This is a genomic window from Rothia similimucilaginosa, from assembly GCF_029850875.1.
Taxonomy (GTDB): domain Bacteria; phylum Actinomycetota; class Actinomycetes; order Actinomycetales; family Micrococcaceae; genus Rothia.
This window is the reverse complement of the sequence record NZ_JAOVAM010000001.1, coordinates 216,560-237,389: the sequence shown is the minus strand read 5'-3', so window position 1 is coordinate 237,389 and position 20,830 is coordinate 216,560. Positions and strand designations below refer to the sequence as shown.

Annotated in this window: 11 protein-coding genes; 9 read left to right on the top strand and 2 right to left on the bottom strand. The window is 58.4% G+C overall.

The annotated features are described in order from the left end of the window. Positions 1–38: 38 nt before the first annotated feature. From QFX05_RS00910 to QFX05_RS00890, 5 genes are all read left to right on the top strand, one after another. A complete protein-coding gene (locus QFX05_RS00910) occupies positions 39–839 on the top strand; it encodes an SDR family oxidoreductase (RefSeq protein WP_279740133.1) in 801 nt (266 codons plus the stop codon). Positions 840–1,382: 543 nt separating this feature from the next. Further along, positions 1,383–2,996: an LPXTG cell wall anchor domain-containing protein gene (locus tag QFX05_RS00905; protein WP_279740131.1), complete on the top strand. Its 1,614-nt coding sequence runs from the start codon at positions 1,383–1,385 to the stop codon at positions 2,994–2,996. A 1,144-nt stretch (positions 2,997–4,140) separates the two neighbouring features. Beyond that, positions 4,141–4,599 carry a hypothetical protein gene (locus tag QFX05_RS00900; RefSeq protein ID WP_279740129.1) on the top strand — a complete coding sequence of 153 codons (459 nt, stop codon included), beginning with the start codon at positions 4,141–4,143 and terminating at the stop codon, positions 4,597–4,599. Between the two features lie 203 nt (positions 4,600–4,802). After that, entirely contained in the window at positions 4,803–7,388 is a 2,586-nt protein-coding gene (locus QFX05_RS00895) for an HtaA domain-containing protein (protein ID WP_279740127.1), read from the top strand. A gap of 83 nt (positions 7,389–7,471) precedes the next feature. Continuing rightward, on the top strand, positions 7,472–8,212 hold the full coding sequence (locus QFX05_RS00890; RefSeq protein WP_279740125.1) for a sirohydrochlorin chelatase: 741 nt from the start codon (positions 7,472–7,474) through the stop codon (positions 8,210–8,212). 142 nt (positions 8,213–8,354) lie between these two features. Here the strand turns inward: QFX05_RS00890 and nirD are convergent, their stop codons facing one another. Then, entirely contained in the window at positions 8,355–8,681 is a 327-nt protein-coding gene (gene nirD / locus QFX05_RS00885; protein ID WP_279740123.1) for a nitrite reductase small subunit NirD, read from the bottom strand. A 544-nt stretch (positions 8,682–9,225) separates the two neighbouring features. Between nirD and nirB the strand changes: the two genes are divergently transcribed. Together nirB and cobA are read left to right on the top strand one after the other, a co-directional pair. Next, positions 9,226–11,895, top strand: coding sequence for a nitrite reductase large subunit NirB (gene nirB, locus QFX05_RS00880; protein WP_279740120.1), 2,670 nt, complete (start codon positions 9,226–9,228; stop codon positions 11,893–11,895). 97 nt (positions 11,896–11,992) lie between these two features. Next, on the top strand, positions 11,993–12,808 hold the full coding sequence (gene cobA / locus QFX05_RS00875; protein ID WP_279740118.1) for a uroporphyrinogen-III C-methyltransferase: 816 nt from the start codon (positions 11,993–11,995) through the stop codon (positions 12,806–12,808). Between the two features lie 708 nt (positions 12,809–13,516). Here the strand turns inward: cobA and QFX05_RS00870 are convergent. Further along, positions 13,517–13,993: a hypothetical protein gene (locus QFX05_RS00870; RefSeq protein ID WP_279740116.1), complete on the bottom strand. Its 477-nt coding sequence runs from the start codon at positions 13,991–13,993 to the stop codon at positions 13,517–13,519. Between the two features lie 1,361 nt (positions 13,994–15,354). Here QFX05_RS00870 and ileS point away from each other — a divergent pair. Next, positions 15,355–18,696, top strand: coding sequence for an isoleucine--tRNA ligase (gene ileS, locus QFX05_RS00865; RefSeq protein WP_279740114.1), 3,342 nt, complete (start codon positions 15,355–15,357; stop codon positions 18,694–18,696). 116 nt (positions 18,697–18,812) lie between these two features. Continuing rightward, entirely contained in the window at positions 18,813–20,483 is a 1,671-nt protein-coding gene (locus QFX05_RS00860; protein WP_279740113.1) for a bifunctional folylpolyglutamate synthase/dihydrofolate synthase, read from the top strand. Positions 20,484–20,830 lie beyond the last annotated feature (347 nt).

Here is a 20,830-nt window from a genome sequence, read left to right as displayed (position 1 = left end):
CAGAGCACCCGCGGGCATCGCTCTACTAGGATTAAAGTATGACTGAGAACACCCACATTCCTGTATCTCCTTTCCTGCCCAATACCGGTGTTGGCAAAGTTGCCGTGGTGACCGGCGCCTCCAGTGGTATTGGGCGAGCTACGGTGCATCAGCTGGTGGCTAGCGGATGGACTGTTTATGCAGTGGCGCGGCGTACTGACCGCCTCTACACGCTTTACACCGAGACTGGTGCACATCCGGTTACGTGTGATGTGACCGACGAGCATTCCGTACGCTTCGTTGCCGAGCAGATTTTGGAAGAGCAGGGCACTATTGATGCCCTGGTCAATATTGCTGGTGGTGCTATTGGTGTGGACAAGGTCGCAGAGGGTAAGCCTGATGATTATCTGAAGATGTACCAGATGAATGTGCTCGGTATTCTGCATATGGTGCGTGCTTTCGCGGAGGCACTGCGGCAGAATGGCCACGGCACGATTCTGAATCTGACCTCCACCGCTGCTGAGCACGGCTACGAGGGTGGCGCCGGATATAACGCGGCGAAGTTCGGCGCTCGCGGCCTGACGGAGGCGCTGCGCTTGGAAGAGGCAGAGCATAATGTGCGCGTGATTGAGATCTGCCCGGGCATGGTGCATACCGAGGAATTCTCCCTGAATCGTCTGGGTTCTAAGGAGGCGGCTGAGCGTGTTTATGCCGGAGTCGAGAAACCTTTGACTGCCGAGGATGTGGCGCAGACTGTGACCTTTGCGTTAAACGTTCCGCACCACGTGAACCTCGACCGTATTACTATTCGCCCGGTGGCGCAGCCCAGCCAGTTCAAGGTGATTCGCAAAGAGAGCTAAGTTTTGTGATCTTGCGTCCGCTGATGCGGGGGTTTTATATTTGCCTCGCCTGCACTCCTGATTCTTAGGATGCGGGCGAGGCTTTTTGTTCGTGTGCGCGGGAGGTCTGCGGCTTGTATGGAGCTTTGGTTGGGGTGCTACGCGGGGTGGGAAAGAGTGGGGGAGAGATGTCCAAGAGTACTTAATAGAACCATAAAGTGGTACATGAGACTTATGGTTCACTATGGTGAAATAGTTGGGATGAAATTATTCATGGAAAGTATCCTAATTTCCTAAAATGCAATCAAAGTGTAAGGTCGTCGGCGCTCATATGTCAGTATATGACTGGAAAACACCACAATTGGTCTGTAATAACCCTCAACTTAAGAGATGGTTTTATAACGATTTCATTACAGTTACTTAAAGTGGATATTAAAAGAGTAGAAGACTCAGAGTCGGGTGTTAGCCTTTTAGCAATCACACCCATATGTGAATCTGTGCGTCCCTCAATGACGGAGGCGCGCCGCTTAGGTTCACCATCGATAATTCAGAGATCGAGGAAAAATGTCGAAGACTACCCGTCGCGTTTACAAGATTGCAGCTGCGGCAGCTTTTACCGCTGGATCTGTAGCAGCAATCCCGGCAACCTTTGCGGCAGAAGCACCCGCCGATCAGCAGCAGGTTGTTGATCAGAAGGCATCTTCTCAGACTTCTTCCCTGCCCGGCGGCAACGCAACCGAGACTCCTAAGGCTGAAGCCCTTAAGGCTGAGGCAACCGAAGCACCTAAGACCGAAACCCCCAAGGCAGACGCAACCGAGACTCCCAAGGCTGAGACTCCTGCCCCCACCACTCCGGCAACCCCCGAGCCGACCAGCCCCGCCACCCCGGCTCCCGAGGTGAAGCAGGCTGACCCCTCCATCGTTATTGAGGATGCTCGCTTCCCCGCTGATGCACAGCTGAACACTGTGAACATTGTTGGCGCAGGCTTCTACGGCGAGAAGGTTGGCCCCGGTGTGCAGGTCAGCATCTACGCACTGGATGCAGACAACCAGATCACCGGCGAGGCTCTCGCTACCGTTGTGGTACCCGCAGACCAGATTCAGGATGGCACCTTCAAAGGTTCCATCACCGTTGAAACAGGCAAGCTGCCCGCCGGCGCATCCTACGCACTGTCTGCTGTAAGCAACCCGCAGGGTCAGCCCGATCAGAGGCTCGTAGCTATCTCCTCCTTCAAGGTTACTGAGAGCGTTACCCACGCACCGGAGACCCCCAAGGAAGAGACCCCCGTTCCTGTAACTCCCACACCGGAAGCTCCCAAGGAAGAGGCCCCGGCACCCGAGGCACCCAAGGATGAGACTCCCGCACCCAAGGCACCCAAGGAAGAGACCCCCGTTCCCGTAACTCCCACACCGGAAGCTCCCAAGGAAGAGCCCCCCGCGCCCGAGGCTCCCGCGGTACCCGAGAACGCAACCCTCACCACCGAGGATGCTTCCCTAGATCCGAACGACCAGTACAACGTTCTGACCTTCAACGGCTCCGGCTTCACCCACGAGTCCGTCGCTAACGGTGTCCAGATCGCGATCTTCCGCTTGGATGCAAGCGGCAACATCACCGGTGAGGCTCTGGCAACCCACGATGTGCCTGCTTCTGAAATCGTGAACGGCACCTTCCGTGTCAAGGTTGGCGTTCTTGCTGAACTGCTGCAGCCCGGTTACGCATACGCAATGGTGGCAACCAGCGACCCCAATGGTCTGGTTCACCAGGTTGCAGTCACCACCGCTACTGTGAGCGATGCGAACAACCCAGCACCGACCCTGCCGGCAGCAACCGAGGATGACAATACCACTGTTCGTGATAACGGCGACGGTACCACCAGCGTCTTCACCGCTGAAATGCGCGAAGACGGTTCGGTTGTCGTAACCGAGACCCGCATGCCCACTTCTCAGGCACCCAAGGCTAAGGTTGGCAACGCTTCTGCTGCTACCTCCTCTAGCTCCAAGGGTCACACCGTAGGCTTCTCCGGCACTAAGGGTTCGACTTCGACCTCTTCTTCGGCTTCCTCGAAGCCGCAGCTGGCTAACACCGGTGCTGAAGGTGTTGCAGGTATCGCAGGCGTTGGCGCTGCAACTCTGATTGCTGGTGCCGCACTGATGCTCCTGCGCCGCCGCAGCCTCTAATAGCTTAGGCTTTAATAGCCCAGGCTCTAAACATCTGATGCTCACCGCGAGGTGTGTGAAGTAAGTGCCGCTAATACTTTAGACAGAGTGTTAGTGGCACTTTTGCGTATCTGTGTTTTTTCTTTCCCGTGCTTTCTGTGCCTGGATGCTTGGGGGAGGGGGCGTGTCGGTTGAGGGGTTGGCTTGTTGCGCTCAATGGTGAGGGGGGGTTCTATCAGGAGTATCGGTCTGTACTCTTTGTGAAACAATGTAGGAAAAGTGGCATGACCTGCTATTTTTTGACTTAAAATAAATAAATTAAATGCATTAAAGCACAGAATATTTTTATTGCAAATCCATTAATCTACATATATATGCAATAAAACTTTGACTCTCAAGGTGGAGTTGAAAAGTTTTATCTAGTCTATGTATTTTGAGTGCTCTTGATGGAGTTCTGAAAGATAAAAAATATGCTATGTGGGTTATTGCACAGTAAAATACTTGGGAGGTAAAGCATATTTACCACAATAAATAAAAAAGTATTGTTAGTGTGGAATTACCGATAAATAGAGCAATTCCCTTCATGATCGTGCCCGCAGCTCATCTGATTGTCTCAAAAGAATGAAGAAGGCAACTTGGAGCTGAGCATACACCAGTGCCTCAATGTTGAGCAGCCGTACATGGCGGAAATTGAGAACCTGAGCAACAGTGAGACTGTCTCGATTGAGTTTACGCCCAAGCCTGGTGTAACAGTCGACGAGATTATGGCTAGCTGCCAGAACATTTTTCCCGGACACCACCGGAGTTCCCCGTGCCGTAAAGGTGGAGGCGCGGCTTGAGGCTCAGTGTTCTGCTCGTGCGGATTACTGCGCAGTCTCGAAGCTCTGTGGCGGATACTTCTGTGCAGGCTCCTGAGACGATGATTATGTCTGGCTATGCACGCTATTGCCCGGCTGTACTGTGGTGAACCTGCTGGGTTATCAGTCTTCGGAGTCTGAAACGGTGAATGTTGCTTCTCCTCAGGAGAGTATGGGTGCTGAAGGGTTAGGTGCGGAGTAGTTTAGCGTATCTGTTTCTTGGTGCTGTGAGGCGTGGCTCTCTGTAGGGGAGTTGTTGAGGGGGAGAGGCTCTGCCGGGTGCCTGCGTGTTCGGTAGGGTACCTTCTGTGAGCCCTACTGCGATTTCTAGCGGCGATTCTACCGTAAATAGTGCTGCGGGCGGCAACAAGGTCCGCGGTATCCGTTCCGATACTGCTATGGCGCCGGGAACTCGGGACGCCACGATTTCTGTTCCTCGCTCCTTGCGCTCTTCGAGCCCTGAATCTTCTTCGGCTCTGGGGTACCGTACTGGGCAGGCCCATGTTGTGCAGGCAACCCCTGAGTCTGATTTGCCGTCCGGTAATGATTCGGCGGTACAGTCTCGTCGCGCCGCGATTTTGAGTGGCTCCTCGTCGAAGGTGCGCACTGAGTCGGGGTCACCGAATGGTGTGAAGGAGACGGAGGCGCAAATTACTCGCGGAGTTGAGAAGTCCTCGCCCTTGTTGCCGATTTTGGTGATTTTGGGTGGCGGTCTGATTCTTGGCACCCTGGGTGTGTCACGTTTTAACTCTTGGAAGCGAGACTAGGTGAAACGAGGCTAGGGGAGTAGAAGCCGTCTTAGCGCTCTACCTGGCGGAGTGTAGCCGTCGGCGTGCGAGGGTATTTAGGTGATGCGGTATATTTCGCGCGCTGTCACAAAACGGTTTCTTGGAATCTGATGTTGAGAAATGCTTACACTGTCGATATAGTAAGCCTGTCCTAACAATGTCGATAGTATGGATACACACCAATGAAGATTTTCACATCTGGCACCCGCTTCTCCAAGGGAGCCTGCGCCCTCGTCGTCGCTGGCGCTGTCACTCTGCCCCTGGCACCCGTTCTCGCTGAGAACATTAATATCGCTGCCCAGAACGTTGCCGCACAGAACGTTGCAGCAGGCGACCAGGCAACTGCCGGCGCATCCTTCGGATGGGGCGTGCGCGCCTCCTTCCTGTCCTACAACGGTATGCCCCGCGAAATGACCGACGGCGCAGCCTGGGACGCAACCGCAAAGCAGTTCACCTTCACCCCGACCTCCACCACCATCTCTGAAGACGGCAAGCAGGTCACTCTGCAGGCTGCCGGCCGCCTCTGGTTCACCGGCCACTGCGCTGAAGGTCAGGACCCCGAAACCGGCTGTGCCCTGAACCTCACCTTCTCCAACCCTCGTGTGGAACTGAACCTCGCTGACGGCACCGGCTCCCTCTACATGACCGTGCGCACCAAGAACTACGCCTCCGGCAAGTTCGAAGGCCCCGCGGAAGTCAAGATGGCGACCCTGAGCACCGGCACCGCCAAGCAGAGCGAGAAGGGCGGCGTGGTCAGCATCAGCGGCATCTCCGCGAACCTGACCGCCGATGGTAACCACGCCTTCTCCGACTTCTACAACGAAGGCGCTAGCCTCGACCCGCTGAGCATCTCCTACACCGGTAGCGCAGCCAACACCCCCAAGAGCGCCTACAGCGTCGCCGAGTCTTACAACACCGGCGCGGGCGTGAGCCAGCCCCAGAACACCGCACGTCTGGGTCAGAACCACATCGTGCACGTGGCACCCCCGAGCTTCGGCGGCGACACCACCTACACCGTGCTGACCAGCTCCAACTTGAAGATGACCGACACCGGCGTCCTGAAGGCAAATAAGGGCGTTTTCGCTGTGGATACTGACGGCAACCGCATGCTCGTCATCGGCAGCGAGACCAACAAGCCCGAGCTGTACACCGTGACCGCGGAGGGTAAGCTCGTCTCCTCCGGTATCTATTCCAACGCAGAGCTCGGCGCCAACACCGTCAAGGCAATCGGCTACAACCCCGCCAATAACACCTGGGGTATCGTTAGCATTGACGGTCAGGGCGGCGGCAAGCTGACCATTATCGACGCATCCGGCAAGGCAACCTCGCAGGCTCTGCCGAAGCCCGACTCTATCGACCCGCAGGTTGTGAAAGCCTACTCGCTCGACGAGTACTACGGTGATTCGTTCTCCACCAACACCGTGACCCTCGCACCGCTGCCCGACGGCAGCTTCGTTTACGCGCCGTCGACCTCCATCTACGACGCGGCTGGCGAAAAGGTGGTTCAGAAGGGCCACCTGCTGCACCTGAGCAGCAACGGCGTGTCCCTGGTGCCGAACTCCTCGCCCGAGGGCTACACCACCACCCTGTCCTCGACCCTGGTCAGCCCCAAGGGTTATATTTACCGTTGGAACAACTGGTACGGCGGTAAGGTGCAGATCCTCAAGTACGAGAACGGCACTTTCAGCGTGGTCCGCGAGTCCGCAACCCTTGAGGGCTTCGAGAAGACTGAGGTCGCCACCATGTTCCTGACCCGCGCGGGTAACGTGGTTGTGGTGGACGCCTCCGGCTCCCGCCTGGTGTTCATGGATGACACCCTGAACAAGGTGAACGAGGTGGTGCTCTCCTCGATGCGCAAGACCGACAAGAGCGGCGGCTACAACGCTCTCGAACTGCCCAACGGCGATATTATCTACCCGTCCAGCTTCGAGAACCCGAATACCTACGAGGATCAGTTGTGGCTGAACCGTCTGGCAGCAAACTCGGCACCGGAACCGGCCCCAGCACCCGAGCCGACCAAGGCACCGGAACCGACCAAGTCTGCTGAGCCGACCGTTGAACCCACTGTGGAGCCTTCTGCAACCGCTAAGCCGACCGTGGAGCCTTCTGCAACCGCTAAGCCTAGCGTGACCGCAGAACCCACCGCAGTGCCTTCGGAGGAGCCCACCTCGCCGTCTCTGCCGACCGAGTCCGTGGTGCCTTCTGTTGCGCCGAGCGCTTCTGTAACCCCGAGCGCTTCTGTAACCCCGAGCGCATCGGTGAGCGCATCCCCGACCTCGGTTCCGAGCGTTCCCGCCGTGACCCCCTCAGCGAGCGAGTCCGCATCGGCGTCCGCTAGTGCGTCCGCTTCTTCGAGTGTTTCCGCGAGCGCATCGAGTTCCGCAAGCAGCTCCAGCAGTGCATCGGCGACCGCTTCGGCGAGCGAGTCGGCATCTTCGAGTGCTTCCACTTCTGCGAGCGCTTCCGCTTCTGAGAGCAGCACCGCCGACCAGAACGCTGCCGGCTACAAGGGTGGCTCCGACGGTGGTTCTGATGCGGGTTCCGGAGCATCCGACAACTTGGGTGTGAGCGGCTCCAATGGCGGTTCCTCTAACGGCGGTTCCTCCCTCGGTGGTGGTTCTTCCGCAGGTGGCTCCTCGACCTCCGGTAGCTCCTCCTCGAAGCTAGCGCAGACCGGCGCATCCGGCGCTATGTTTGCCACAGCAGCTGGTGCTATCACCCTGGCGGTAGGTACCGCACTGGTTGTGGCACGCCGCCGCAAGAGCTAATATTTAGCTTTCGTGCAACACCCCGCTTCGTCACTCGTGTTCATGAGTGGGGAAGCGGGGTGTTCCTTTCATACAATGGAAGTATGACTATTCTGAATGTAATCGCCACCTCGCACGGCACCGACTCGGCCGCCGGTCGCGAGGCTATTACGCTGATTCGTGAGCAGATCAAGTTCCTGCTCGCGCAGCGTAATGACGGCGTGGAATACCGTATCCATGCCGCATATGTGGATGTGGAATCTCCCAGCGTTGATGATGCCGCAGCCTCTCTACCCAATGATGAGCCCTGCGTGATTGTGCCGATTCTGCTGTCGACCGGCTTTCACACTCAGGTGGATTTGCGCCGTGCCGCGCGTAATAGCGGCATTGAGCGTATCGGCATTGGTGAGTCGCTGGGTCCGGATCCTCGCCTTGCCGCTTTGACTCGCACCCGCCTGGAGGAGGTCGGCTGGGCTCCCGGTGATGGCCCTGTGGTGCAGGGCGCGGCTGGTTCTTCCCGCGCTGATGGTCGCGCGGATATGAGCCGTGCCGCTGAGCTGCTGGCTGAGGAACTGAATACTCCGGTGCATCACGGCTTCGTTGCCTCTATCGATCCGAAGTTCCACGAGGTGGTTGCTGAGCATCAGCCTAAGTTTGCTGCAACCTACCTTCTGGCGGAGGGGTTCTTCTCCGGTAAGATGCGCCGTGATGCTGAGTCGACCGGTGTGCCGGTGAAGGTTGCCGCGCCGCTGGTGAACGCGCAGGGTGGTGCTTCTGCTGCCGTGGTGGCGGAGTGCTTTATTGACCGCATGGATGCGGCTATTGCGCAGCTGGACGCTGCCTAGATGACTTAAAATCAGGTTAGTGCGCTCGCTGTTCACTCACCTGATGAGGCGGCTTCTAAAAATCCGTACAAAAAACCTCGGGACGTTATGTTCCCGAGGTTTTTTGTGTTGCTGTTTTTGAGAGCCGTAGGCGGCTGAGTGCTTAGGCGGTCTTGAGGTAGACGTCGCCGTCGCGGACCTCTACTGGGTAGACCTTGATGGAGTAGGAGGGGTCGGAGAGGCACTCGCCGGTGGTCAGGTCGTAGACCTCCTTGTAGAGGGGGGAGGTGATGGTGGGGTTGCCGTTCTTCTCGCCGACGATGCCGCGTGCGAGGACCAGTGCCTGGCTGTGCGGGTCGAGGTGGTCGCCGGCGAAGATGCCGTGCTTGGTCTTGTAGATGGCGTACTGGTAGCCGTCGATCAGGGCGACTTCACCCCAGTTTTCTTCGAGGTCAGATTCGGCGCAGATGCGTACCCAGTTCTCAGCCATGGGGGTTTCCTTTCGAAGTGGTGGTCTGCGCCGCGCGGGGTGCAGGATACAATAGCGGTTCGTGTGTTCTTTGTTTGGAGTTTACCTTATAAAACCCACATTTGGAAATGGGGCACGCGGACGGTGCTAAAGGTTATTTTTACCCTAAAACTCAAGTCCGATTTTTGTAGATTAGCCTTACCTAAATTAAGTGCCGGTAAGGTAAGAGTACCCTATTCTAGCCCGGTATTCCGCGGATTTTTTAGAAAATTTTTCCCAAAAAATGCCAATTTTCGACGCCTGAGGTACCTGAGAACGTGTACGATAAAAGTCGTAGTTAAAAACGCCTTTTGACTGCCTGGAGAAAACAACACAATCCCACATAAAAGTGTTTCGTAATTCTCATATGCATTCTAAAGAAGCGGGCGCCTCAACTATCCGGTACGCACCGGTACGAGCCCAAAACCGGGAAACTAGGAGTTCCCGCCGAAGGCACGCCACCACCGCGTATCGAGAGTAGGAACGTGCCATGAACTACCTGCATTACAACTAGGAAGGAAAATCCATGTCGCACACTCCCCGCAACATTCTCGTTGTCGGCGCAGGCCCCGCAGCGTGGCGATTCGTACGCGCATACCACGAAGGCGCTGAAGCTGCAGGTCGCGCGACGGACACCGTCACCATCCTCAACGATGAGCCCTACATCCCCTACGACCGCGTTGCTATCGAGCAGATTTTCAAGGACACCGAGAAAGACCTGACCCTCGGTGACCCCGAACTGTGGAATGCAGAGAACATCAACCTGGTCAACAACTGCCGCGCAGAGAAGCTTGACCGCACCCGCCGCGTCGTCATCGACACCGAGGGCAACGAGTACCCCTACGACGTGCTGGTCTTCGCAACCGGTTCCCGCGCGGTTCGCATCCCCATTCTTAACTCGGACGCCGCACACGTTTTCCGCACCATCGATGACGTGAAGAACATGGTCTCCGAGGTCAAGCGCCTGCAGTCCACCCTCGGTCGCGCGCCCCGCAGTATCGTCGTCGGTGGCGGTCTGCTCGGCCTCGAAGCAGCTGAGGGTCTGAAAGACCTGGGTGCAGAGCCCACCATCCTGGACGTGGCTCCCTGGCTCCTTTCCGTTGAGGTTGACCAGGGTGGCGGTTACGCCGTGAACGCCCAGATTAAGGCAACCGGCATTGAGATTGAGACCGGCGTGTTCATCTCCGGTATCAACAAGGACGCTGACGGTAACGTCGTCTCCGTCTCCATCGCAGATTCTCCCTCTGAGGACGCTGAAATCCGCACCCTGCCCGCCGACATGGTGGTCTTTGGTGCCGGTATTCGCGCTAACGACGAGCTGGCACGTGACGCTGACCTGGCACTGGGTGAGCGCGGCGGTATTCTCGTCAACGATGCATGCCACACCTCCGACGAGCACATTTGGGCTATCGGTGAGGTCGCCTGCGTACTGGGCCGCACCTGGGGTCTGGTTGCGCCGGCTAACGCTATGGCTGACGCTGTGGCAGCTAACCTGCTCAACGACAACGAAGAAGCTCAGGTTGAAGAGTTCGACATCGCAACCAAGCTGAAGTTCTCCGGCGTTCAGGTGGCTGGCTTCGGTGACCGCCGCGGCACCACCGAGGGTTGCCTCGAGGTTCTGTTCGCCGACCCCGCACGCGGCATGTACCAGAAGATCGTGACCAGCGGCGACGCAAAGACCCTGCTTGGTGGCGTGTTCGTCGGTGACACCGCTCCCTTCGACTCCCTCAAGCCCCTGCTCGGTCGTGAACTACCCGCTGAGCCGAACGTCTATCTGACTGCAGCTGGCGGCGGTGACGGCATCCCTGACACCGAACTGCCCGACGACGCGATCCTGTGTTCCTGCAACAACATCAGCTTCGGTGCTGTCCGCGAGGCAATCGTAGACGGCAACCACGATGTTGCCTCCCTGAAGTCCTGCACCACCGCGGGTACCCAGTGTGGTTCCTGTGTTCCGATGCTGCAGAAGACTCTGGAACAGCAGATGAAGAAGATGGGTCTGACCGTCTCCAAGGCACTGTGTGAGCACTTCGACTTCTCCCGTGCAGAGCTGGCTGAGGCTGTGCGCCTGACCAGCCTGGATGACTTCGACTCCGTGCTGGCACGCTTCGGTCATGGCGGCGACGGCTGTGCAATCTGTAAGCCGACCGTTGCATCGATTCTCTCCTCCTTCCGCAACTCCTACGTTCTGGACGCTGGTCGCGGTGGCCTGCAGGAGACCAACGACCGTGCACTGGCGAACATGCAGAAGAACGGTACCTACTCCGTCGTTCCGCGTATTCCCGCAGGTGAGATTCCCGCTAAGAAGCTGGGCGTCATCGCAGAGGTCGCTGAAGAGTTCGGCCTGTACGTGAAGATCACCGGTGCTCAGCGTATCGGTATGTTCGGTGCTCGCCTGGAGCAGCTGCCCTACATTTGGGAGCGCCTGGTGGATGCTGGCTTCGAGTCCGGTCAGGCATACGGTAAGTCCCTGCGTAACGTGAAGTCCTGCATGGGTTCGACCTGGTGCCGCTTCGGCGTTCAGGACTCGACCGGCATGGCAGTCCAGCTCGAGAACCGTTACCGTGGTCTGCGCTCCCCGCACAAGTTCAAGTTCGGTGTTTCCGGTTGTAACCGTGAATGTGCCGAGGCACAGGGTAAGGACGTTGGTCTGATTGCAACCACCAACGGCTGGAACCTGTACCTGGGTGGTAACGGTGGTGCAAACCCCGCTCACGGTCGCCTCTTCGTCAAGGACGCCTCCAGCGAGGACATCATCCGCTACATTGACCGCTACCTGATGTACTACATCCGCACCGCAGATAAGCTACAGCGTACCGCTCGCTGGCTTGAGGATCTGGATGAGGAGCACGGCGACGGTCTGGCACACCTGCAGTCCGTCCTCATTGAGGACTCCCTGGGTGTGTGCGAGGACCTGGAGCGCGATATGCAGCGTCACGTTGACTCTTACGAGGACGAGTGGGCTGCAACCCTGCGCGACGAGCGCCGCCTGCGCCGCTTCCGTGCCTTCATCAACGAACCCAACGGCAGCGACGAGGGTTCGCACCTGTACGTGCTGGAGCGCGAGCAGATTCGCCCCGCAACCCCGGAGGAGATTGCGGCAGCAGAATCTGGCGAGTCCAATACCGTCCTGCTGACCGGTGCCAAGATTCCCGTGGGTAAGCCCAGTGACCTCAACCCGGTCCCGGCAGCATAGTATGTGCCCGAAGATTCCTCCGTTCCCGCCCCGTGAATTCGCCACTATTGATGAAATACTCGCGGGCGGGGCGCCCGGGCACACCCTGGACGATAGCGTGACGGAACGCGGTATTGCCCTGCCCGGCGAGCCCGCCGAGAACCCCGGTAAGGTCTACATTGTCGGTGGTGGCCCCGGCGCCGCCGACCTACTCACCCTGCGTGCAGCAAGTGCCCTGAGCGAGGCGGACGTGGTCCTTCTAGATCACCTCGCCCCGCAGGAGTACGGCGAGTATGCACCGAACGCTCTCATCGTTGATGTGGGCAAGGTTCCTGGTAAGCATGCTGTTCCGCAGTCCCGTATTCAGCAGCTCATGATTGATTACGCGCTCTCAGGTAAGACCGTGGTGCGTTTGAAGGGCGGCGACCCGTACGTGTACGGTCGTGGCGCTGAAGAGCTGGATGCATGCATCGCAGCCGGCCTGGAGGCTGAGGTTATTCCCGGGATTACCAGTGCCATTGCGGTTCCTGCGCGTGCGGCGATTCCGGTGACCCTGCGTAAGGTGTCCTCGATTTTCACCGTCATTTCTGGTCACTCCGGCCTGTCGGAGACCGAAGTGTCGGCTGTTGAGGCGACCCTGCGTGCCCAGGGCACCGTGGTGTTGCTGATGGGCGTTCGTACTCTGCCCGATACGGTGGCGTCTCTGCTCTCTCGTGGGATTGAGGCTGACACGCCGCTGGCAACCATTGAAAACGGTTTCTCTGAGAAGGAGCGCGTGACTGTCACGACCCTTCAGAACGCTCAGGGAGATTGCGCATCGGTCAAACCGCCGGCTATTACCGTCATCGGCGAGGTCGTACATTATGCTCGCGATCATCACAACCGCTTTGTGAGCGAGGTTCACGAGCGTCTGCGTGAGCGTTCCACCTCCTAGAGGCGGTGCGCTAGATAGTATTGCGCAGCCCCGCATCCTTAGTTTTCCTAGTTGCCAAGGAGCGGGGCTGTTGCTGTGCCTGCTGTTATTGTTGCGCGTGCAGATGCTAGATGTTGGGTAACTGAGGCGCTCGCAGGTGCAGTAGCGCCGGGAACGCCGCGGTATAAAAACATACGAAAGCGGGGCGGGTATCAGCTGATACTCGCCTCGCTTTCGTCGGGGGCGTTGCTCTCAGAGCCTATATCTTGAATTCGTTGCTGCTACCGGAGCCACTGGAATTGCTTGCCGAAGCCGAGGCAGACTCAGAAGGCGAAGCCGAAGCTGAGAGGGAAGCGGAGGCGCTCGGGGAGCCGGAGAAAGTATCACCGGTACCGGTGGGGTGGAATATCCTTATTGAAAGCGCATCCTGCTAGAGCCAAAGCACAGGCGGTCAGACCACCAAAAAGAACAGTGCAGCGGGTCAATCCGTTTCGGTCGTTAGCAGAGAAGCTGGCGTGTGCGCTCGACCGGAAGCACATGGTATTTCCTGAAAATGGTTGATTGAGGTAGCGCACTTCACAACGCTGTGATGCGTACGAAAGAATCCGTCTCATCGTTCTGTATGGTGTGCAGTACAAAGGAGGTACCGGGATACGGGTGTGTCGGAGCGCAAATTGCGGCGGTATGAAGTATCCATTTTTTACTATAGAAGATTGGTTTAAAGCTTCATTAGACCTTAGTGGAGCCGCGACCCGAGGACGAAGAACCACTCGAACCGGTAGAGCTGGATTCTCCGGAGCCAGAAGAGCCCTTGCCTCCGATAAAACGCTCACTCAGGTAGTCGTTGCTAATGCGCCACCACTTACCTTCGGTGTAGAGCATCACGTGCGAAACGAATACCTGAGTAATCGCCGGAACCTTGCGCTCGGTGCCATCCGGCTGATGAATGGCAGCGGCAGAATACTCGGCGTCCATCACGATTTCTACGTAGCCGTCACCGTTTTTCAAGGCACTGTCCGGTTCGGTGTTCTGCATGACAATGCTGCACGTGAATTTCATGTACCAGCCATTCTTCTCGTGCAGTTCCTTGAATACTTTGACCTCATCACTGGCACGCTTATCAGCCGGGTAGGTCAAATCATTCGTCTGGTCTATGTAGCGTCCGTCCTTGAGTGTGGCAATCTGAGCGCTGTAGTAGGCGTGCAACGTCTCGTAGACACCCTGAAAGGTCGGTTCCTCACGGTGAGGTCCGGAAGTGACCTCGGGTGTACCTCATGTCGTGGGCGAGGGGTACTGGTGAAACTGCTGTGGTCATGCCCCCGCTGAGAGGGTAGATACTACCGAATCGCCATTGATCTGTTGCATGATTCATTTTAGATTATTTTGAGCTCAAAATGCACGAAAAAGAATCTTAGTAATCTCTGGGAGCCTATGGGACACTCAAGATGTCAGTTACTGTAAAGTATTACGGCTACTCCCTGTTGGTGAGGGGCTATTTGATAGAGGCGACTACTCAGCGAGGGGGTTACATGCATGTCGAGCTAAGTGATTTCAGTCATATTTATGACTTGAAAAATAAAAGAACTGCACTTCAGCATTTCCAAAAGATGGGGGAGCGGAGGGTGGTTGGTTCAGCCTTCTTACCCTAAGGAAGTCTTCAATAGTCCAGAAGAAATACCCGATTCAATAAGGGGAAAACCTGCTCAATAATCCCCAAATATGCACTCTATTCACCCGCTATGCACTGCTGAATAATCCAGGAAAACGGGTTCCCACACGGGATATCGAGGGTGTGGAAACTTATAGGGGTGAATATCTAGTGGAATTACATCGGTGTTCACCCTATATCTTGTGGTTGTACCGGCACTAATTCTGCAGGTTCCCTTAAAAAAATCAAAACCCACTTAAAGCAACACTTGAGGAATGTAAAAACATACATCCTTAAACACGCCCGAGTGTGGGGTGAGTCGAGCCCCCTTAAGCCCCCTACTCGCTCTAGATATCGCCGAACGAAGAACCATTCTGTTTTACACCTTCAGTATCGGTACATTAGAAAAGTGCTGTTCAAACCCACACCCCGTGGGGTTGCATACAGACACAAAAGCCACATAAACTATTAGTGTTTGCAACGACCCGGCCATCACCGGCGAGCAATTCGGAAGAACGGACCGCACCTGCGGACACCCGCCAATCGCTGCGGCGAGGGTGTCTTAGCGGAAGAGATGTAGTCCCAGTAGAACCGGACGGTTAAGCCCGATATAGCTGTAATAAGCGACTGATACCCGCCCAACGCGCCGCTCTTCCGGTGGCTAGGTATCGCGGTCATGAGCCGTGGCACCCCGTAGCCCCGGGAGGGTTCGGTGCGTTGAGCTGTTAAATCAGTAAGCAAGGTGGTACCGCGCCGCATCCTGCCCCGGCACAGCCCGGATCAGTCAGCGATGCCCAGGCGTCCTTGCACCCGTCATGTCAATCCTCACCCGCTGAAAGGGCGCGGACGACGAGTGCCAACGTACCCTGTCGCCCCAACCTCTCAGCGTTGAGAACAACAGATAAGGGCGCACAAACACATGTCCCATGTATACCCCAAGGCGAGCGCCTTCGAAGCCGCAGGAAGCGGCGTCACCGCATCGCCCAAGTTCCCCGCACTTGAAGAGGCAGTCCTCGACTACTGGAAGAAGGACAACACCTTCTCCGCATCCGTCGAGAACCGCCCCGCAGGCGAAAACGGCGAAAACGAATTCGTCTTCTACGACGGCCCTCCCTTCGCTAACGGCCTGCCCCACTACGGCCACCTGCTCACTGGCTACGCTAAGGACCTCGTCGCACGCTACCAGACTCAGCGCGGCCACAAGGTAGAACGCCGCTTCGGCTGGGATACCCACGGCCTGCCCGCAGAACTCGAGGCAATGAAGCAACTCGGCATGACCGATAAGCGCGAAATCCTCGAAATGGGCATCGACAACTTCAACGATGCTGCCCGCGCATCCGTGCTCAAGTACACCAACGAGTGGGAAAAGTACGTCACACGCCAGGCACGCTGGGTCGACTTCGAAAACGACTACAAGACCCTGAACGTCGAGTACATGGAGTCCGTCATCTGGGCGTTCAAGCGCCTCTATGACAAGGGCCTGACCTACCAGGGCTTCCGCGTGCTGCCCTACTGCTGGAAGGACGAGACCCCTCTCTCCAATCACGAGCTGCGCATGGACGACGACGTGTACAAGGACCGCCAGGACCAGACCGTCACCGTCTCATTCCGTCTCACCGCAGACACCGCCCTCGGTGCTGACGAGAAGGTCGCCGCAGAACTCGACGGCGTCGAAGCACTCGCATGGACCACCACCCCCTGGACCCTGCCCACCAACCAGGCGCTCGCTGTCGGACCCGAGATTGAATACTCCGTCGTGCCCGGTGCAGGCAAGTTCGAGGGCCGCTCCTTCCTGATCGCCTCCGAGCTGCTTGGCTCCTACGCTAAGGACCTCGACTACGAAGGCGACCAGCCCGAAAAGGACGCAGCCGCAGCCGTCACCGCACGCTATACCGGCTCCCAGCTCGAGCATGTGCGCTACACCCCGCTGTGGGACTACTTCGCAGATACCGAAAAGTGGGGCACCGAAACCTCCTGGCAGATCCTCGTCGCCGACTACGTCACCACCGGTGACGGTACCGGCATCGTCCACCAAGCACCCGCCTACGGTGAAGACGACCAGAAAGTCTGTGAAGGCTACGGCATCCCCGTGATTCTCTCCCTCGACGAAGGCGCAAAGTTCCTGAACCTCTTCGCCGAGCCCACCGCCTCCGGTGCCACCGCCCTGGCTGAGATTGCAGGCGTGCAGGCATTCGACGCGAACCGCACCATCATCAACGCCCTCAAGGCAGATGACGTGCTAATCCGCGAGAAGTCCTACGTGCACTCCTACCCGCACTGCTGGCGCTGCCGGACCCCGCTCATTTACCGTGCAATCACCTCCTGGTACGTGAAGGTCACCGACTTCAAGGACCGCATGTACGAGCTGAACAAGCAGATCAACTGGATTCCGGAAAACGTGAAGTACGGCCAGTTCGGCAAGTGGGTTGAGAACGCGCGCGACTGGTCCATCTCCCGTAACCGCTTCTGGGGCTCCCCGATTCCCGTGTGGGTTTCGGACGACCCGAACTACCCCCGCATGGACGTGTACGGCTCCCTCGAAGAGCTCAAGGCAGACTTCGGTCGCCTGCCCCTGAACAAGGACGGCGAACCCGACCTGCACCGCCCGTACATCGACGAGCTGACCCGCCCGAACCCGGATGACCCGACCGGCAAGTCCACCATGCGCCGCGTGGAAGATGTGCTTGACGTCTGGTTCGACTCCGGTTCCATGCCCTACGCACAGGTGCACTACCCCTTCGAGAACCAGGAATGGTTCGAGAACCACTACCCGGCAGACTTCATCGTCGAGTACATCGGCCAGACCCGCGGTTGGTTCTACGTGTTGCACGTCCTGGCGACCGCACTCTTCGACCGCCCCGCGTTCAAGAACGTCATCAGCCACGGTATTGTGCTTGGCTCGGACGGTCAGAAGATGTCCAAGTCCCTGCGCAACTACCCGGATGTCTCCGAGGTCCTCGACCGCGACGGCTCCGACGCGATGCGCTGGTTCCTGATGTCCTCCCCGATCCTGCGCGGCGGCAACCTGATCGTGACCGAGCAGGGTATCCGTGAAGGTGTTCGCCAGGTCATGTTGCCGCTGTGGAACGTCTACCACTTCTTCGCCCTGTACGCTAACGCCGCCAACAACGGCGAAGGCTACAGCGCGAAGCTCAAGTACGACTCACAGCACGTGATGGACCGCTTCATCCTCGGCAAGACCCGCGAACTCATCGAGCAGGTCACCGCAGCGATGGACTCCTACGACATCTGGAACGCCTGTGAATCCCTGCGCCAGTACGCCGACGCACTGACCAACTGGTACGTGCGCCGCTCCCGCGAGCGCTTCTTCAACGAAGACACCGACGCATTCGACACCCTCTACACCGCACTGGTGACCGTGTCGAAGGTTGCTGCGTCCCTGCTGCCGCTCAGCAGTGAGGAAATCTACCGCGGCCTCACCGGTGAACGCTCCGTGCACCTGGCTGACTGGCCCGAGGCATCTGCTTTCGCTGACGAGTCCAACCTGCTGGCTCTCATGCAGACCGTGCGTGAGGTCTGCTCCGCCGGTTCGGCACTGCGTAAGGAAAAGAAGATCCGTGTGCGTCAGCCGCTGCAGAAGATGACCGTGGCAATCGCACCCGAGCAGTTCGCTGCCCTGGGTACCGCATTCGGCGAGAAGGGCGCGGAGTACTTTGCGAACATCGTTGAGGACGAGCTGAACCTGCGCCAGGTGGAGCTGGTCAGCGCCGACACCGTCGACCCCGCCGATTACGGCATCTCCCAGCAGCTGAAGGTCAACGCACGTGCGGCAGGTCCGCGCCTGGGCAAGCAGGTGCAGGTTGCTATTAAGGCGTCCAAGTCCGGTGACTGGGCCGTGACCGAGGACGGCACTGTCCTAGTCGGCGTGGCAGCTCTGGACGGCGGCCTGGCTCTGGAAGAGGGCGAATACGAGCTGGCAACCGTGGTTGCCGCTGATGCTGAGGGTGCTGAGCATACTGCGGCTGCGGTTCTGCCCGGCGGCTTCCTGGTCCTCAACATTGAGCTGACCGACGAGCTGGTTGCCGAGGGCATCGCCCGCGACACTATCCGCGCTATTCAGCAGGCACGTAAGGACGCCGACCTGAACGTTTCGGACCGCATCAACCTGAACATCGCGGCGCCGGAGGAAACTCTGGCAGCTCTGCGCGCCAACGAAGCACTGGTGACCGGCGAAACCCTCGCCGTGTCCCTGCAGCTGAGCGAAGCAGCCGAGCTGAGCATTAGCGTAGCCAAGGCATAAAACGCCTGAACCGTACGGCCGTCTCGCCCCTTTATTGGGCGGGGCGGCCCGTCGTCTATCCCGCCACACGGCGGGCCACCTGCCGGCACCGACCGGCTATCCCAGTGAGGAGAACAATGAGCGAGAAGAATTACCCCGCAATTCCCGACCCCGAGGGCGTGGAGCGGGTCTACGGTGAACTGCTGGCGCGAGCACCCGAAAACAAGATGGCGCCGCGCCTGGACGCCGTGGCGCGCGCCGTCGAAATCCTCGGCGACGTGCACCGTGCCGCGCCGGTCATCCACATCACCGGCACGAACGGCAAGACCAGCACCGCCCGCATGATTGAGGCCCTGTTGCTCGGCCACGACCTGCACGTGGGCCGCTTTACCAGTCCGCACCTCGAAAGCGTCACCGAACGTATCTGCATTAACGGCGCGCCCGTACCGGATACCACCTTCGTGCGCATTTGGGATGAAATCGCCCCCTACCTGCAGATTGTGGACGCGGAGATGACCTCCCGCGGCGAGCCCGCCCTGACTTTCTTCGAGTCCATTACCGTGCTTGCCTTCGCGATTTTCGCGGACGAGCCGGTGGACGTGGTGGTGCTTGAAGTCGGTATCGGCGGTACCTGGGACTCCACAAACGTTGCCGACGGCGTGGTTTCTGTGGTCACCCCGATCGGCCTGGACCACACCGATATGCTCGGTGAAACCCTCGCCGAGATCGCAACTGAAAAGTCTGGCATTATCAAGCCCGGTGGCTTCCTAGTTTCTGCCGCCCAGGACCCGGAAGCGGCGGATGTGCTGCTCGCCTCTGCCCGGGAGAAGGAAGCATCCTTCGCCTTCGAGGGGGTGGAGTTCGGCATTGTCTCCCGTGAGCTTGCGGTCGGCGGTCAGCTGCTGACCCTGCGCGGCCTGGCTGGCGAGTACCCGGATGTGCCGCTGTCCCTGCACGGTGCGCATCAGGCGCAGAACGCCGTGGTGGCTCTCGCCGCTGTGGAGGCGTTCTTCGGCGGTCGGCGTCAGCTGCCCGAGGACGTGGTCCGTACCGCGTTGGAGACGGTGCGTTCGCCGGGCCGTCTGGAGGTTGTGCGCACCGAGCCGTTGACCATCCTGGATGCGGGCCACAACCCGCACGGTGTGCGTGCTTCCGCGGCTGCGCTGACTGAGGCGTTCAAGCTGTCGCATCTGCATTCCGTGGTCGGAATTTTGGGCGAGAAGGACGCTCTGGGTATGTTCGAGACCATGCGCGAAGAGTACGTGGATGCTTCTGATGGCACTTTCCGCCTGTACTTGGCGGCGTCGGATTCGCCGCGTGCGATTGCACCGGAGCGTCTGCACGAGCTGGCATTGGATGCGGGACTGGATGAAGGCTCGATCGAGGTGTTTGAACACTTGGATGAGGCGATTGCCACCGCCATGGAGAACGCCCTCTTTGAGCAGGAGTCGGCGGGCGTGCTGATTACCGGCTCGATTACGGTCATCGGTGAGGCGCGTACCCTGCTGGCGGCACACGAGGAGGCAAAGACCCCCGGCGCTGAGGCTGAGGAGCTGCCGGATGAGCTGGGTGCCGAGGGCGCTTATGCGGGTTCTGTGGGCGCGGCGTCGGCTTCGACTCTGGCTGCCGCGGCGGCTGCGGCTGCCTCTGCTGAGCCGGATGAGCTGCTGGACGGCATCATGGCTGAGCTGGGCGGCGAGTCTGCGGCGGGTTCTTCGCTGGAGGATTCGCTGGGCCTGCCGCTGGGTGACTCGTACACCGATGATTTCTTCGGTGGTGATGATTCCGAGGACGATGCGGATCACTAAATTGACCTGTTGAGGTCATCGACATGAGGCGGGGTGCCGTTCTCTGGCTGGTTTTACTGGCTGAGCTGGTTCTTTTGGCTGCTGAGCTAGTATTGACCGGCTAGAGGAATTGCGCCCTGCCTTTTTTGTGTGCTGTTTTTGCGGCCCGTTTTGTATTTGGGAGAAAAAGAGTAGCTTCATGCCTGAAACCTAAGAGCCCTCATCCACCCCAAAAACGAAAAGAACGAAAATTTTCGGGTGCCGGGGGTACAAAAACCGGGCACACCGTGGTATCCCGGTGCTATATTCACTGAGGCACCGGCCCCATTGTCTGAGGCTGCACCAACTAAACCCGCATATATGCGTAT